The 16,066-nt window shown below is 44.3% G+C and carries 14 protein-coding genes; 10 read left to right on the forward strand and 4 right to left on the reverse strand.

Annotated elements, in window-relative coordinates; translation table 11 throughout:
* Window positions 1-59 precede the first annotated feature (59 nt).
* Entirely contained in the window at window positions 60-977 is a 918-nt protein-coding gene (locus tag FW759_RS00215; RefSeq protein ID WP_446441827.1) for a LysR substrate-binding domain-containing protein, read from the reverse strand.
* Between the two features lie 164 nt (window positions 978-1,141).
* Between FW759_RS00215 and FW759_RS00220 the strand changes: the two genes are divergently transcribed.
* Together FW759_RS00220 and FW759_RS00225 are read left to right on the forward strand one after the other, a co-directional pair.
* Window positions 1,142-1,582 (forward strand): DoxX family protein, encoded by a 441-nt coding sequence (locus FW759_RS00220; protein WP_062844490.1) that lies wholly within the window; start codon window positions 1,142-1,144, stop codon window positions 1,580-1,582.
* Between the two features lie 616 nt (window positions 1,583-2,198).
* On the forward strand, window positions 2,199-4,565 hold the full coding sequence (locus FW759_RS00225) for a FepA family TonB-dependent siderophore receptor (protein ID WP_446441828.1): 2,367 nt from the start codon (window positions 2,199-2,201) through the stop codon (window positions 4,563-4,565).
* A gap of 97 nt (window positions 4,566-4,662) precedes the next feature.
* Here the strand turns inward: FW759_RS00225 and FW759_RS00230 are convergent, their stop codons facing one another.
* Both FW759_RS00230 and FW759_RS00235 read right to left on the reverse strand, forming a co-directional pair.
* Window positions 4,663-5,292: a GNAT family N-acetyltransferase gene (locus FW759_RS00230; protein WP_446441829.1), complete on the reverse strand. Its 630-nt coding sequence runs from the start codon at window positions 5,290-5,292 to the stop codon at window positions 4,663-4,665.
* Between the two features lie 168 nt (window positions 5,293-5,460).
* On the reverse strand, window positions 5,461-6,336 hold the full coding sequence (locus FW759_RS00235) for an MBL fold metallo-hydrolase (RefSeq protein ID WP_446441830.1): 876 nt from the start codon (window positions 6,334-6,336) through the stop codon (window positions 5,461-5,463).
* Window positions 6,337-6,481: 145 nt separating this feature from the next.
* Here FW759_RS00235 and FW759_RS00240 point away from each other — a divergent pair, with 145 nt between their 5' ends.
* From FW759_RS00240 to FW759_RS00270, 7 genes are all read left to right on the forward strand, one after another.
* The gene (locus FW759_RS00240) at window positions 6,482-7,375 is read left to right on the forward strand and encodes a LysR family transcriptional regulator (protein ID WP_446441831.1); all 894 of its coding nucleotides are present in this window, start codon (window positions 6,482-6,484) and stop codon (window positions 7,373-7,375) included.
* Between the two features lie 393 nt (window positions 7,376-7,768).
* Window positions 7,769-8,899, forward strand: coding sequence for an NAD(P)-dependent alcohol dehydrogenase (locus FW759_RS00245; protein WP_446441832.1), 1,131 nt, complete (start codon window positions 7,769-7,771; stop codon window positions 8,897-8,899).
* A gap of 178 nt (window positions 8,900-9,077) precedes the next feature.
* The gene (locus FW759_RS00250; RefSeq protein WP_446441833.1) at window positions 9,078-9,407 is read left to right on the forward strand and encodes a hypothetical protein; all 330 of its coding nucleotides are present in this window, start codon (window positions 9,078-9,080) and stop codon (window positions 9,405-9,407) included.
* A 221-nt stretch (window positions 9,408-9,628) separates the two neighbouring features.
* Complete coding sequence (locus FW759_RS00255; protein ID WP_446441834.1) at window positions 9,629-11,197, forward strand: ABC transporter substrate-binding protein; 1,569 nt, start codon at window positions 9,629-9,631, stop codon at window positions 11,195-11,197.
* Window positions 11,198-11,249: 52 nt separating this feature from the next.
* Entirely contained in the window at window positions 11,250-12,188 is a 939-nt protein-coding gene (locus tag FW759_RS00260; protein ID WP_062844498.1) for an ABC transporter permease, read from the forward strand.
* Between the two features lie 41 nt (window positions 12,189-12,229).
* Window positions 12,230-13,033, forward strand: a complete 804-nt coding sequence (locus FW759_RS00265; protein WP_443508828.1) for an ABC transporter permease — start codon at window positions 12,230-12,232, stop codon at window positions 13,031-13,033.
* Entirely contained in the window at window positions 13,030-14,484 is a 1,455-nt protein-coding gene (locus FW759_RS00270) for an ABC transporter ATP-binding protein (RefSeq protein ID WP_446441835.1), read from the forward strand. The genes FW759_RS00265 and FW759_RS00270 overlap by 4 nt, the downstream gene beginning before the upstream one ends.
* A 129-nt stretch (window positions 14,485-14,613) precedes the next feature.
* On the opposite strand, the gene FW759_RS00275 is transcribed toward FW759_RS00270, so the two are convergent.
* Window positions 14,614-15,513 carry an NAD(P)/FAD-dependent oxidoreductase gene (locus tag FW759_RS00275; protein ID WP_446441836.1) on the reverse strand — a complete coding sequence of 300 codons (900 nt, stop codon included), beginning with the start codon at window positions 15,511-15,513 and terminating at the stop codon, window positions 14,614-14,616.
* A gap of 114 nt (window positions 15,514-15,627) precedes the next feature.
* Here FW759_RS00275 and FW759_RS00280 point away from each other — a divergent pair, with 114 nt between their 5' ends.
* Window positions 15,628-16,038: an Rrf2 family transcriptional regulator gene (locus FW759_RS00280; protein WP_443567847.1), complete on the forward strand. Its 411-nt coding sequence runs from the start codon at window positions 15,628-15,630 to the stop codon at window positions 16,036-16,038.
* The last annotated feature ends 28 nt before the right edge of the window (window positions 16,039-16,066 follow it).

The following is a 16,066-nucleotide window of genomic DNA, read 5'->3' on the forward strand; positions in this document are numbered from 1 at the left end:
ACGTAAAATATATTTCAGCCACGCTGTATTTATTTTATAGTGGATTAAAGATAAGTTTATTATTTTTCGGGTATCGGTTTATCCCAGTAGGGCGGTGAACCGTAATACCCTTCGATAAAATCAATAAAGCATCGTATCTTATGTGGCAGCAGTTTTCTGTGCGCATACACCGCATACAAGCCTAACGTTTCGGGCTCATATTCAGGTAGCAATATCACCAGCTTGCCTTCTACAATGGCTTCGCTTGCAATAAAAGTGGGTTGCAGCGCCAAACCCGCACCTGCTATCGCCGCATTGACCAGCAAATCTCCGTTATTACTGCTCAAACCACCATCACGCTGACTGCTCTCTATACTAAGCCATTGATAAATATCTTCTTTATTGCTTCTTTCCATATAGCTGTAATGTAAATAACGATGGTTCTTCAGATCTTCAGGATTGCGAGGCACGCCGTATTTTTTAAGATAGTCAGGCGAGGCACATAAGATGACTCGAATAGGCGCTACTTGCTTGGCAATCAATGAAGAGCTTTTGAGCTGTCCAATACGAAGTGTCACATCAAAGCCTTCTTCAACAATATCTACCTTACGATCCGTCAGCTGTAAATCGACATTGACTGAAGGGTAGAGGGCCTGAAAATCTGTGATGAGTTGCGCCATGTGTTTTAATGCAAATGATACAGGCGCGCTGATTCTTAGTGTCCCTTTGGGTTTTTGTTGAAACCCGCCCAGTTTGGACTCCATGTCATCGATACTTAATAATATTTGCTGTGCATGCTGAAAATAATGCCTACCAGCCTCTGTTAGACTGACTTTACGCGTAGTGCGATTGAGTAATCGTATCTCAAGACGTTCTTCTAGCTTTGATACATATTTGCTCACTAACTGCGGCGACAGTTGCATCGCGGTTGCGGCATTACTGAAACTGCCTTCAGTGACGACTGACACAAACGCTCGCATGGCATCGATCCTGTCCATTACTGATGGTTTCCTTGAGACATTCATGAAGATATCATTATCAACATTCTGTTGTTAGTTATTTGCTATTAGTTATCTTACTCTTTTGCTTTGTTGATAGTAAAGTGTATTGCCTTATCGAGACAAACAGACGTCTCCACATACATTTTATAGAGTAACCACAAATGACAAATTCAACCTTAAACAAAATCTTCCTATCAGAGGCTGGCATAGCCGCGCTAGTACTGCGTGTGCCAGTTGGTCTCATTCTAGCAGCACATGGTGCGCAAAAGTTATTTGGCTGGTTTGGTGGTAATGGGTTGGCAGGTACTGCTGGATGGATGAGCAGTATTGGTATTGAGCCAGGTTATTTGATGGCCATATTGGCTGGCAGCGCTGAATTTTTTGGTGGTTTAGCATTGGTATTGGGATTATTGACCCGACCAGCAGCAGTGGTTGCCGCATTTACGATGATCGTCGCTATTTTTTCGGTACATATTGGTAATGGTTTATTCGCAAGTAATAACGGTTATGAGTATGCGCTGACGTTATTGGTTGTATTGGTTTCTTTGGCGATACAAGGCGGCGGCTATCTAAGTCTTGACAATCAGTTGGCAAAAAAATAAAACGTCTGTCATTGTTATACTCAATCACGATGATTCAGTCAAAAATTAATCTTATGTACCCAATCAGCCTTTGCACGCGTCTGCACAGATTAGTCGTAGTCGTCTTGCGCCGCGTGTTTTTAGAGCATGATATTATCTAGATAAATCACTTTTCTGATTTTATCCTTTACAAAAATACTCATACTTCTACCACAATTAACCTTCCTCATTCTAAGATGGTTATTTTAGCCATCTCCATAACTGCATGATAATTATATTAAAATATCTTACTATAATTTGTAAATAATAATAATTATCATTATTGTTTGTATTATCCTTACAATGTTGCTAAAGTGTGCATTGTTTATTGCTGAACAGTTAACTGCTGTTCGGTTTTTCTGTTTTAAAATGTGACCTGTATCAATATGTTGACCGTTTAGTGTCTATCAGTTGCAGTCAGAGAAAGACAGTTTTTATTTTTTTGATCAAAATTTTTATTATTTTAGTCAAAATATAAGCGCACTTTAGCCTGACATTATTTATTTTTGCATAATGTGTGCGTGCTATTGCTGAGCTTTCCTTGATGGATGACGCTGAAAGGTATTGATAGAAACAAGTACTTTCAGGATTGTTATTTATGCCGATGTTATCAACACCTTCTTATAAAAAACCTGTTCATACAAAAAAATTACCACGTTTTGGCACCAACCAAGCGCTGTTAAGTATGGCTGTTGCCTCCATTCTTAGCACGACAGCAGTTGCGGCAGAAAATAATGCGCTGACAGCGCAGCAAACCTCTGCACAAAACACAGTGGTACAAGATATTGCTGAACAGCAAGAGATGCCAAGCACTGAGTTAGATACCATTGTCGTCTTAGCGGCTAGGGACGAGTTGGTGCAAGCGCCAGGTCTGTCTATCATTAGTGAAGAAGCCATCGAAAAAGCATCGATCTCTAATGACATCTCAGAAATCGTGCGTAAAATGCCAGGTGTGAATCTGTCAGGCTCGTCTACGTCAGGCCAGCGTGGTAATCAACGTCAGATTGATTTGCGCGGTATGGGCCCGAATAACACGCTTATTTTGATCGATGGTCGGCCAGTCACTTCTCGTAATGCCGTGCGTCCTGGTCGTGGCAGTGAACAAGATACTCGTGGCGATTCACAATGGGTGCCACCAAGCGCCATTGAACGTATCGAAGTATTGCGTGGACCTGCAGCGGCTCGCTATGGTTCTGGTAGTATGGGCGGTGTGGTAAATATCATCACAAAGGCGCCGACCAAAAAAGAATTTTCGGTGTCAGGGCATTATGAGTTGCCAGACAGTGATTTTGAAGGCGACGATTGGCGGACTAACATCAATATGGCAGGCCCGTTGACGGATAAGCTGTCCTTCCGTACCACGCTTGGCTATCATGAGAGTGAAGGAGACGATCCTTATATTAATGCAAAAGATGCAGTCATTGTTGATGGGCGTGGTGGTCCAGAAGCCTCTGTTGCGGCAGGTCGTGAAGGGGTCGAAAATATAGACGCTCGCCAGCTTTTTGAATACGCCATGGATGCGATGAATACCGTTGGTGTTGAGGTTAATTACAGTAATCAAAGTAATCGCTGGGCGGGCGACTCACAATTTCAAACAATAAACGATGACTTGGTCAATGCATTAGCTGGTCAAGAAACCAACAAAATGGAGCGTTATGGCGCTGCATTCACTCATCGTGGTGAATATGACAATAGCAGTAGTAATAGTTACTTAGAATATACGCGTACCGTCAATGAGCGCCTTAACGAAGGCAACGCAGGTCGTAATGAAGGCCAAATTTCAGTTCCTGGTGAAGGAGAAGAGTACACTTGGACAGAAGCAACTTATGACACGCTAAATGCAAAATCAGAGTGGGATATCTACTTTGACCGTCATACATTGACCGCGGGTGCAGAATTCCGTGGTGAAAAACTGGACAATCCAGTGGTTTCTACATTAACGTTTGATGAGGGGTTTGAGTTTGGTGATACAGAAACTGATCCTTCTAAGCGTGATTCAAAGACAGATTCGTATCTAGTAGGTGCTTATTTAGAAGACAATTATCAACTTAATCCTGATTGGTATATCACACCTGGCATCCGTTTTGACTATCATGATCAAGCTGGTAGTAACTGGTCACCCAGTATTAATACCACTTGGAATTTCAGTCCGAACTGGTCGGTAAAAGCAGGTGTTAGTCGCGCATTTAAAGCGCCCTCACTTTATCAGCTTGATCCGAACTATATCTACTATACGGGTGGTAATGGCTGTCCATCTAATGTACCGCTCGATCAACGAGGCTGTTACGTCTTGGGTAACTCTGACCTAGAGCATGAAACTTCTTGGAACAAAGAGTTGACCTTTACTTATAAAGACAATGATGGGCTCAATGCAGGATTAACTTACTATCATAACGCCTATGACAATCGTATCGGTGCGGGTGTAGATCGTGTGGGTGTAATAGGTGTCGTGGCTGATGGTATTGCCGCAAACCGCTCTGTATTTCAGTGGGAAAACCAAGGCGATGCAGTCATTGAAGGTCTCGAAGGATTTGTAAAAGTACCTGTTACAGATACCGTCACATGGTCAACCAACTTAACAGGAAACATTCGCTCAGAGCGTAAAGATACGGGCGAGCCGCTATCATTAATTCCTAAATTCACAGCGAACACAAGCGTCGATTGGGATATTACCCCGCGCTGGAATACAGATTTTGGCGTCAGCTATTACGGAACCATCGAGGCACCTAATATCTCTGTGACGACTGGTGATGAGCTTGGTACTGCAAAACTTGACCGTGAACCTTATGCTCTTGCTAATGTGAGTACCCGCTATAATCTGACGGACGCTATCACCATTGGCGCTGGTGTCAAAAACTTATTTGATAGACAAGTCAAACGAGAAGGCACGACGACCAATGCTGGTGCGCGTACGTTCAATGAACCCGGTCGTTACTACATCTTTGATGTCAGCGTTGATTTTTAATACTGATTCACTTTGATAAATAGGTTTTTTGCGAAGATAAAAGGTTTGAGTATATGCTCAGACCTTTTTTGATTGTGCTTTTTAGATAGATTCTTTGCTATATAAAGCTATTAAGATAGCTTTTGACATACGTATAATGCTCAATCTGCAAATTTAGAAGGCTGGGGTACTGATCAACACGTTGGTAGCCATTATTGTCATAGTACTGATAGGTACACAAGCTATCGGTATGCAGTGAATAAGCGGCTGCGCCTTTCGCGATAAGATAATCCTCAAACGTTTGAATCAATGTAGCACCGATACGATGACGGCGGTAATTTGCATCTACACAAAAAAACTGTAACTCACTATCAAAATCTATGTCACGTCGTCGCGCGCTAATCTCGTCTTTTACTTGTAGATCACTCAATACCTGTCGTCCTTGTACTGATAGTCGTAGCGTCTCTTTTGCTTGAGCAATCAGTGGCTTATTATCAAACGCTAACGCTCTATAAATGTCGTTCTTGGCGACACCAATGATGACACCGCAGAGTGTATCATTGCATCGTGCAACTTGCATAAAGGTGGCACGGTGAATGTCTTTTGCCATAAAAATAGTGGCCAGTTGCCGCAGCGCCTCATCGTCTGTGGCAGTGGTAAACACACTAAGATTCATGTTGCTGACAAACAAGTCAACAATGACGGTAAAGTCTTCAGGCTCAGCATCGCGATATTGTATGGTTGTCATAAGTCGCTCTCTTTTTTTAATTATGTGTACTAACACTAGGCGTTCATACGTCAGTTCTCTTCTCTAACATCAAGTTCGATAGGCAAACAACGAGACAGTTGCGTCAACTTGACGCAACTGTACAAAGTCTAAAATAGACTGAATGAGATAATTGTATTTAGTACAGAACTACCATTCCATCTCGCCAGTATTCACCTGACTGCTCAATTCTAAATCACTCTCACCCGATAACGCAGGATAAGCTGATGTCATAATATCGATCACTTTTTCTGATTGTTTACCATCTTGGTTTTTTGTAGCAGCAAGTGCTTGCTCAAAGGTTTTTAGATAGCTGATGGTAAAGTCGACGGCGTAGTCTTGTTGGAGCGGCGTGCCCATATAATGTCCCGGAATGACTATGTTTGGCTTAAGCAGCTTCATATGCTCCAGCGATTCTACCCAAGCACTACGAGCCTCGGTTGTTTGAGTATCCGCTGTCCAGACATGCATGCCTGAGGTCACAGATACGCCACCAAAGACGGTTTTGGACTCTGGTACCCACATGTAGGCTTGCGGAGTGTTTATTTCTTTAATGTCGATCTCATGACCTTCTAGGGTTAACGTTGACTGATTAAGCACTTGTGGCACGGTAATCTTTGTGGGTGCATGTTTACCTAGAATAGGGCCCCAATGTGCTAATTTTGCTTCCTTAGTGGCTTCGATGTGTTTCACAATTGAGGGACTAGAGACAACTTTGACACTGGGGAAGGCTTTGATTAATGGCTGTAGACCAAAGTAATAATCTGGGTCGCCTGCGGTAATGTAGATCATTTTAAGATCTTTATTGCTTTTTTTGATCATATCTACCAAGGCTTTACCGTCACTGACACTAAACTGCGCATTGAATAAGATAGCGTCCTTTTCACCGCTGGCCAGTACTGACGTTACGGGGAATACAGCGTTTTGATCGGGCTTATATTCTTGTAGTGTTAGGTTGGCAGCGTTTGCTTGCGTGGCAAACAGTAGCGCGCTTACGGTAGCAGCAGTGGCGATAATTTTGTTCATAAGATACCTGTTTTTTTTTGAGTAAATGGGTCACGTGATGTGCGGTATTAATTACTGGTATCTATTCTATTTGATTATATTTCGTTGAAATACCTTATAATTCGATATTAACTGTTTCATATTTCGCGCAAATAAGGACAAAACAATGGACAGACTGACCGCCCTACAGGTATTTGTGACGATCGTGGAGCAAGGCAGCTTGAGCCGAGCGGCAGACAATTTAGACATGTCTAGAGCCAAAGTAACGCGATATTTGACAGAGCTTGAGAGTTGGATGGATGTGCGTTTATTGCATCGCACCACTCGACGTTTGAGCTTGACGGCAGCAGGTGAGGAGACGCTGGAAGTGGCGCATCAGCTACTCGGATTGACGAATACTTTGGATGGTATACGCAACCAAAACGCGCTGGTGCTAAAAGGTCAGTTGCGGATTACTGCCAGCTACTCGCTGATTGATAGTCTGCTGATGGATGTGGTTGGTAGCTTTGTATCGCATTGGCCGCAGACAGCGGTTGATATTCTTGCGACGGACGACTCAGTCAATTTGATTGATGCGCGCATTGACTTGGCCATTCGGATTACCAATGACTTGGAACCAAACGTGGTCGCCAGACGTATTGGCGAGTGTCGCTCTATTGTCTGCGCTGCGCCAGAGTATCTACAAAAGCGTGGTAAACCGATCGATGCACAGTCACTTATGCATCATAACTGTTTGTCGTTTGCTTATTTTGGGCGCTCAGCATGGGTTTTTGATGGCCCAAATGGCCCCGAATCTGTCCATATCTCAGGCAATATCAGCGCCAATATCTCCGAGGTATTGCTCGCGGCCACGCTGCGCGGTCACGGTATCAGTTTGCAGCCATCCAGTACGGTCAAGCCGTTGATTGAGTCCGGTCAACTGATTGAACTACTGCCTGAATGGCAGCCCAAAACGCTGGGCGTGTATGTGGTCTATGCCAATCGGAAACAGGTGACGCCTTTACAAAGGCAGTTTATTGATTTTCTTATAGAAGCGATTAAACGCTCGCCTCATTGGTAATGTCTGACTTCTCTATAAACTTTAAGCACTTAAAACTTTATGCTGTATTTTTTGATGTAAAAATAAGCGTTCAATTTACAAATAAATAAATGAAAAATACTGTCACAACAACATCTTGCATCTAATTGTATCAAAACGGATACAGCGCCAGTATCGATGTTGACACTGGCTGCGACGCTCACGTATATTTTAGAAAGACTTACTTTAAAGTACTCGCTGTAAAGCAGTCGTTTTAAAAGAGTCTATTTTCTAAACGTTATAACTGCCTAAAAATACAATATCCCAGAATAAAAAATGCGCTATTAGCAAGCATTTCATTCTCAAAACAAGCTTATAAATGCAATGCTTATCAGCGCTAGACTTCAATACATATTATAAAAAAGGAAATAAGCTATGAGTACCACAGAATATACCGATATTACCGCCGCCGTTACCCGTGAAAAAGGCAGTGATTTCGTCTTAGAGCAGGCTAAGATCCGCGCACCCAAAGCGGACGAGGTGTTGGTAAAAGTCGTCGCCACAGGCATGTGCCATACCGACATGATCGTCCGTGACCAAGATTATCCTGTGCCATTACCTTTGGTATTGGGTCATGAAGGCGCAGGTATTGTTGAAAAGGTCGGGCCACTGGTCAAAGATATAGCAGTGGGCGACCACGTCGTATTGTCCTATGGCTATTGTTCAAAATGCAGTTCGTGCCATTCAGGTCATGAGGCGTATTGTAAGGAGTTTTATCCACGTAATTTTGGTGGCAGTGACATGGAAGGTAATAACGCGATTCAAGATGCGGATGGCAACCCGCTCAACGATCATTTCTTTGCCCAGTCTTCATTTGCGACCTATGCGCTCAGTTTAGAGAGCAATACCATTAAAGTGTCAAAAGATGCACCGATTGAGCTGCTTGGTCCGTTAGGGTGCGGTATCCAGACAGGGGCAGGCGCGGTAATTAACTCGCTAAAAGTACGACCGGGCACGAGCTTTGTGACCTTTGGTGCAGGCGCTGTGGGACTGTCAGCCGTACTTGCAGCCCAAGTAGCTGGCGCGACCACTATCATTGCAGTGGATGTGGTGCCATCACGACTTGAGCTTGCCAAAGAGCTTGGCGCAACGCACGTCATTAATAGTAAAGAAGAAGATGTGGTCGAAAAGGTACGTGATATTACAGGTGGCGGTGCATTGTTTGCCTTGGAGTCAACGGGCATTCCAGATGTTTTACGTCAAGGTATTGATTCGCTTGGCACGCTTGGGACTATTGGTGTGGTTGGCGCACCTGCCTTGGGTACGGATGCGGGTTTTGATATCAATGATTTGCTGCTTGGCGGTAAATCCATACAAGGTATCGTGGAAGGCGACTCTACGACCAAAATCTTTATTCCTCAGCTGGTCGAGCTTTATTTACAAGGGCGCTTTGCCTTTGACAAATTGGTTAAATACTATGACTTTGAAGATATTAATCAAGCGGCAAAAGACAGTGCTGAGGGTACTACTTTAAAACCCATTATCCGTATCGCGGACAACGCATAAAGGTTGTCTGCTTATAAAATTATAAGCGATATCTCGTCAGGCATGGCATTATTAGTATTTTCACTGCTGATGATGCCATGCCTTAATTTTTGATGATAGAGAGGGTTTTGTCAGTCGAATCGTCCGTAACTTCAGAAAAGTCTGATAAACAGTAATAACAAAATACTGAGAAAATAAGATGCTTAAATATGGCGTGATGTTGGGGGTCTTAGCCTTGCTTTTGACCGCGTATACCATCCATTCGCAAGAGAAGGGAATCATTATCATCAATAACGACAGCGATTATCTGTTATCTGATGTTAAGGCCAAATACACCAGTGCCAAACGAGTAGATGCGCTAGGTAATCTACCTGCACACACGTCCTATACGTATAAAATTCACTATACCGATTCTGAAGACTCTGTCAGTATCCACTATACCGACCACGAGCAGCGTACGCGTTCGGTAACCGCCGTTCCCTACGCAGGCAAATATGATAAGCAGAGCTATGTGGTCAATATTAACTGATTGATAATCATTAAAATTATTTTTGTTTAGGGTAATACATCATAGGCTTCTACCAAAAGGTAGAGGCCTATTTTTTGTTTATGGCTAATGATAATAGGGTTGAATGCTACACAGCTGTTCAAAATAAATAAGAACTATTTTCAATAGCACTGTTTACCTTTTGATACTTTCGTTATAACATAACGATTTTTTTGAAATGTTATACTATAACGGAATAGTTTATGAGAAAAGTTGGCTTAATTGCGGTTTTGGTCGCATTGGCAGGAATGGCATGGTATTTCATCGCTGGGGCGAGCACGGCGACAAATTCATCGGCATCAATGTCTACGCCGCAAGGCAATGGCGATGCTCAACAGGACTTAATCGTGGTCACCCCGTGGGAGTTGACTGCCATGGACCCAAGCAAGTCTGGTTTTATCTTTCAGCGTCTGCAAATTGCCGAGACGTTGGTGGACGCCAAACAAAACGCAGAGTTGCAGCCCATGCTGGCACAAAGCTGGTCGTCTAATGATAAGGGCGATGTATGGACGTTTATGCTGCGTGATGACGTCGTATTTCATGACGGCTCACCATTGACAGCGGATGATGTGGTCAAAAGTTTGCAAGTGGCACTCACTAAACCCACCGCTTTGGAATCGGCTGCAATCTCAAACATCAAAGCCATTGACAGCAAAACGGTTGAGATCACTTTAGACAAGCCGCTCATGTCTTTTCCCGCTTACTTGGCGCATGCCACCAGTATTATTTTGGCAAGCGTATCGTTTGATGAAAATAACGAAGTTACAAAGCTATTGGGTACAGGACCCTATTACGTTACCAAATTTGAGCCACCACAAAAAATCGAGCAAAAAGCCTTTGCTGATTATTGGGGCGAAAAAGCCAAGATTCAGGACATTACTTACCTTGCCAATAGTCGTAGCGAAACGCGCACGCTACTGGCGCAGAGCAAACCCAACTACCTCGTATTTACGCTAGATTCGGCGAGCCTGACACGCTTGCAACAAGACCCAAATCTACAAGTTCAGTCAAAGTCGCTGGCTCGTACTATCGAATACAAAGTCAATGCGGACAATCCTTTATTTCGTGATGTTGCCGTTCGCCAAGCGCTTAGTGATGCCATCGACAGACAGGGTCTCGCTCGCTCTGTGATGCATGCAGAAAATGCCGCCGCCGCGCAAATATTGCCGCCGATTTTTAAAGACTGGCAAATCAAAACCCCCACCCAAACGCCTGATCCAGAAGCCATCAAACAACGTTTGTTAGATGCAGGTTTTACTGTGGATAGTAACGGGATGCTACAAAAAAACGGCAAGCCCTTTAAATTTACCTTACGCACGTTTTCAGATCGTCCAGAGCTACCAATTATTGCGACCGCCTTACAAGCGCAGTGGAAAAAAATCGGGGTGGATGTGGACGTGTCTGTGGGCAATTTTTCAGACATTTCTGCTGGCCATCAAGACGGCACGCTAGAGATGGGACTATATGCCCGTAACTACGGCATGACCCCTGATCCTGTCGGCTCGCTCATAGAAGACTTTGATCCAAACGGTAGCGATTGGGGTGTCATGAATTGGAAAAATGCTGCATTGAGCAAGGATTTATTGACGCTTGAGACAACCAAAGGTAATGATGTAGCGACCAAGAAGCGCGTCTCACAGATTATCTTTGATGAGCGGCCTGTTGTGCCTGTGGTGTATTACCAACAAAACGCTGCGGCCCATAAGTCATTGAAGGGGTTAGAGATTGATGGTTTGGAGCGGAATTTTTATTTAAACAAGCTGTCTTGGTAATTTGAGGTTGCCGTAACTCGTTTTATACATTCAAAAATGGTGACTCATAATTATGTTTAAGTATATTTTGCAGCGTTTGTTACAACTGGTGTTTGTCATTTGGTCAGTTGGTACGTTGACTTTTATTTTGACCCGTAGTTTACCCGGTGATATGGCTTACCGTATCGCGGCTAGTCGCTATGGTTATGATCAAACCGATGCCGCTGCTGCTGCGATTGTGCGTGCAGAGCTGGGTCTGGATCAGCCGTGGTGGCAAAGCTATACCGATTGGCTGCTTGATTTGGTGCAGCTCAATCTTGGGCACTCCTTGGTCAGTGGCGAGGCTATATGGGCTGAGATCTCGCACCAGTTCGGGCATACGCTGGCACTGGCGTTAGTTGCGCTGGTGCTATCGCTACTAATCGGACCGCCTTTGGGGCTGCTTGCCGCGCAAAAACCCAATGGCTTGTTTGATCGGTTTACTTTGGTGATCAGTACCATGCTGCGTTCTGTACCAGTATTTATCATTGGTATTGCGCTCATTACGTTACTCGCGGTGCAGATAAAATGGCTACCAGCGGCAGGATATGGCACGCCGCAACATTATATTCTGCCTGCGTTGACCTTAGCGATTGGACTGGCAGCGGTTTCTATCCGCGTCAGTCGTCATGCCATGGTACAAGTACAAACGTCTGAGTATTATGATTTTGCCAAGCTTAAGGGTTTGAGTAAATGGACGGCGTTTTGTCGTCATGGTCTGCGCAATGTGGCGATTCCGATTTTGGCCTATCACTCAGTGCAGCTGGTGTATTTGGTAGAAGGGGTGGTGATTGTGGAGAGTTTGTTTGCATGGCCGGGCAGTGGTCATGCTTTGGTACACGCGATTGTCGCGCGTGATGTACCCATGATACAGGGCACAGCGCTGATCATGGGCGGTATGTTTGTGGTGCTCAACATGGTAGTGGATTTATTGAGCGGTCTGCTCGATCCACGCATTGACTTGGCACGCTAGGTGTTATCACAAACTTACCTGACAAAAGGAATTTTTATTTTATGACTATTTTTAATCGATTCAATACCCTGCTATTGGGCCAAAAGTTTGGTGGTTTTTTATTGCTATTATTGTTGATCTTTGCGTTTTTGCAGCCAATTTATTATCCCATAGATGCCAATATTCAAGATTTGAGCGGTATGCTGCAATCCTCAAGCGTCAGCCATTGGTTTGGCACGGACCATTTTGGACGCGACATGCTGGCACGCGTGGCATCGGCTATTCGCTTGTCGTTTTCGCTCATTGTATTATCAGTAGGTTTTGCGTTGTTTTTCGGGTTATTACTTGGGGTGCTCAGTGGCTATTTTGGCGGCTGGATTGACTTTGTTTGCCGGTTTTTATGCGACATCGTAATGGCGCTACCGGGATTACTATTTGTATTGTTGTTCGCTGCTATCGCGCCCAATAGCTTTTGGTCCTTATATCTGGGTATCTCGCTGGTATTGTGGGTGGAGTTTTTTCGCATGGTGCGCGCCATGACGCAGACGATTGCCAGTAGTCGCGAGATTGAAGCGTCGCGCTTAATGGGGATGGATTTTTTCTACTGCTTTAAGCGTCATTTTTTACCCAAGCTATTGCCCGTTGTCGCCACACTTAGTGCGTTTGCTGCTGGTAATGCCGTGTTGGCACTTGCCACATTAGGCTTTATTAACGTTGGTTTGCGTCCGCCCACCGCTGAGCTTGGACTGATGATGACGGAGCTGTTTCCTTATTACTATCAAGCGCCTTTTGTATTTTTGCAGCCTATTATTGCCGTCTTCGTTTTGGTCTTAAGCCTACAATTACTTTCAGGAAAAACAAAATGATAGAACCATCATCAATACAAGACGCATCAACAAAAAAAGTCTTGGTAAAAACCAATAACGTAGCGGTGTTTACTAAATCAGGTCTGAGCTTGGTTGAGCCGATCAGTTTGACGTTGCATCAAGGTCAAAACGTCACGATCTTGGGCGAGACAGGGTCGGGGAAAAGCTTGTTGGCACAGGCCATTATGGGTGCGTTGCCTGAGGGGTTGGTCGCTCAAGGTGATATTTTGATCGAAAATCAGTCATTAGACAAAGCGCAGTTACGTGCATATTGGGGACGGCGTATGGCGATGCTGCCACAAGAGCCAAGCCGTTCTTTAAACCCCACCATGACCGTGCTCGATCAAGTGTGGGAAAGCCTGTATTTTGTGGCGAAAAAAGACAATACGCATAGCAAACAATCGGCAAAAGAAAAAATTGAGCATTTAGGATTGACAGCATCTGCAGATTATTACCCACATGAGCTATCAGGCGGTATGGCTCAGCGCGCCTCTTTTGCGATTGCCACCTCGGGCGGTGCCTATATCGTCATCGCCGATGAACCTACTAAAGGCTTGGATGAAGCCAATAAACAAGCAGTCATCATGCTACTGAAAAATGTCGCTAAAGATGGAGGAACATTATTAACGATTACTCATGACATTGATGTGGCAAGATCCTTAAGTCATGGTGCCAACGATCGTATGATGGTCATGAAAAAAGGAAAATTGCTGGAGCAAGGCAGTGGCGAGCAAGTGCTCAATCATCCAATATCCGACTACGCCAAACAGCTAATCGCCGCCGCGCCGCATAACTGGGATCGTAAAGACAAGACGACCGTTCAAGAGCAGCCCTTGCTGAGTGTCCAAGACTTGAGTTTGGCTCGCGGTAAGCGCGTTTTATTTGAAGGGTTAAATTTTAGTCTAAAACAATCTGAGATTTTAGGTGTTATTGGCGGCAGCGGCATTGGTAAAAGCTCACTAGGGGATGCGCTCTGTGGTCTGCTCAAACCTGCCAGCGGTGCCATTACGTGGCAAACCATTCCTAAACGCCATCAGGTACTCAAGCTATATCAAGACCCACCTGCCGCTTTTGCCTCGCACGTGCCACTACAAACCTTGCTAAATGATGTCATCAAAAAACATCGTTTAGATGGCACTCGTGTGCCCTACTTATTAGAACAATTAAAGCTTGATAAACAGATCCTTACTCGCAACGCGCTTAATGTCTCGGGTGGGGAGTTGCAACGGGTAGCTATTTTGCGCGCACTACTTTTCAACCCTGTCTTGCTATTTGCTGATGAGGTCACCTCTAGACTCGATCCCATCACTCAAAAAGAAACGCTTGATCTGCTGGTGGCGCAGTGTCAAGCGCAGCAGTGCACGCTGGTGATGGTCAGTCATGACCACCATATTATGCGCCATTACTGCCATCAAGTGATCGATTTGGAGAATTTTGCTAAACCATTATAATGTCCAAAAACGCATAAAAAAGTCCAAAAACCATTGTTTTTGGACTTTTTTATTTATTAGCATCTTAAAAAAGCTGGATAGCAAAATTCGTTAAACGTAAAGCCAAACAAGCAACTTCTCAAGTAAATGTTATTTATTAAAAATCAGTGAACGATGCGCTCCGACACCAGCCATTGTGCCTGACATAACAGCTAGGGTTCCGCTTTGCATGGCGTTGGATAAATCACCAGCGACGAAGACGCCTTTTACTGAGCTTTCTTTAAAATCATTGACGGTGACCATCGTACCCATTGCCGTGTCTACGGTTTCAAGATTTAGCATTTCGATCAGTGGTGACGTTATTATCGCTCTGGGCGCAACATATAATCCTTTGATGGGGTTTGTGCGACCATCCTCCAGCAAAACATGCTGAATGTGCTCGCCATCTCCAACCACATGAGTAATGGGGCTTTCTTCTATAGCAACGCCGCGACGGATGAGGTGATCGAGTACCTCGCCCTTAGGCTTGAACTGTCCTTGTGTAAAAAGCGTGGTTAAGCCCCAATCAGGAATCATAGCCGCTTGATGAAACGCCATCTCGCTCGTCGCCAATACGCCAAGAGATCGATCTTTCAACTCATAACCGTGACAATAGGGACAGTGAATGACACTCTTGCCCCAATGTTCTTTCACACCAGGAATATCAGGAAGCTGGTATGTAATGCCTGTTGTTAAAATCAGTTTTTTTGCGCTGTATGTCTCGCCATTTTTTAGTGTGACACAAAACCCATCTGGTATTTTAGCAACCTTGATAGCCATCTCTTCTACAATATGGAATGTTGGATAAGCGCTTAATTGAGACAATGCTGTTGAGCGAATCTGGGCAGGGGTTTTGCCATCCAAACCAAAGACTCCATGAGAGGTTTTTGCAAAGCGATTGCGTGGTGAGTTGGCATCTATTAGCACCACATGGCGTCGACCACGAACCAGTTGCATGGCTGCAGACAGACCCGCAAAACTGCCACCCACAATAATCACATCTGTTTTCATATTAAACTCGTTATAGTTAAAGAACTTTTATTGTTACATGAAAATTAAATAATGGCAATCATGTAATAGTAAAAGTTTCATGATATAGTTGATGTTTATTATTTAGGATGTCACATGAGAAAAGACAGTCGACTCTCCCGCGCTTTACATGTACTGGTACATCTCAATGACGCTGATAAACCGGTCACCTCAGAGACGATAGCGGAGATGTTATCAACCAACCCTGTGGTAGTCAGGCGTATGCTGGCGTTGCTGCGCGATCAGGACTATGTTGCCTCAACCAAAGGCCATAATGGCGGCTGGACGCTTGCCAAGCCTTTGGGCAGCATTACGCTGTTAGATATTCATGAAGCGTTTGGCGACAGTTCCATTTTTACGGTTGGTTTGACGGATGAACATACTAACTGCCCGATAGAGATTGCCGTAAATAATGCGCTAAAAGAAGTCATGGACGAAGCTGAGAGCTTAATGTTGAAGCGCTTTGGCGATATTCATTTGAGCGTGCTAGAAGAAGCGTTTAGATAGCGGTATAGTTAACTGAAAGAAAGGAGTT

The organism is Psychrobacter sp. 1176_08 (genome assembly GCF_052850615.1).

Bases quoted from the DNA above. Each gene is read 5' to 3' on its own strand.
- FW759_RS00215 (WP_446441827.1), bottom strand. From the start codon at position 977: ATGGACAGGATCGATGCCATGCGAGCGTTTGTGTCAGTCGTCACTGAA.
- FW759_RS00220 (WP_062844490.1), top strand. From the start codon at position 1,142: ATGACAAATTCAACCTTAAACAAAATCTTCCTATCAGAGGCTGGCATA.
- FW759_RS00225 (WP_446441828.1), top strand. From the start codon at position 2,199: ATGCCGATGTTATCAACACCTTCTTATAAAAAACCTGTTCATACAAAA.
- FW759_RS00230 (WP_446441829.1), bottom strand. From the start codon at position 5,292: ATGACAACCATACAATATCGCGATGCTGAGCCTGAAGACTTTACCGTC.
- FW759_RS00235 (WP_446441830.1), bottom strand. From the start codon at position 6,336: ATGAACAAAATTATCGCCACTGCTGCTACCGTAAGCGCGCTACTGTTT.
- FW759_RS00240 (WP_446441831.1), top strand. From the start codon at position 6,482: ATGGACAGACTGACCGCCCTACAGGTATTTGTGACGATCGTGGAGCAA.
- FW759_RS00245 (WP_446441832.1), top strand. From the start codon at position 7,769: ATGAGTACCACAGAATATACCGATATTACCGCCGCCGTTACCCGTGAA.
- FW759_RS00250 (WP_446441833.1), top strand. From the start codon at position 9,078: ATGCTTAAATATGGCGTGATGTTGGGGGTCTTAGCCTTGCTTTTGACC.
- FW759_RS00255 (WP_446441834.1), top strand. From the start codon at position 9,629: ATGAGAAAAGTTGGCTTAATTGCGGTTTTGGTCGCATTGGCAGGAATG.
- FW759_RS00260 (WP_062844498.1), top strand. From the start codon at position 11,250: ATGTTTAAGTATATTTTGCAGCGTTTGTTACAACTGGTGTTTGTCATT.
- FW759_RS00265 (WP_443508828.1), top strand. From the start codon at position 12,230: ATGACTATTTTTAATCGATTCAATACCCTGCTATTGGGCCAAAAGTTT.
- FW759_RS00270 (WP_446441835.1), top strand. From the start codon at position 13,030: ATGATAGAACCATCATCAATACAAGACGCATCAACAAAAAAAGTCTTG.
- FW759_RS00275 (WP_446441836.1), bottom strand. From the start codon at position 15,513: ATGAAAACAGATGTGATTATTGTGGGTGGCAGTTTTGCGGGTCTGTCT.
- FW759_RS00280 (WP_443567847.1), top strand. From the start codon at position 15,628: ATGAGAAAAGACAGTCGACTCTCCCGCGCTTTACATGTACTGGTACAT.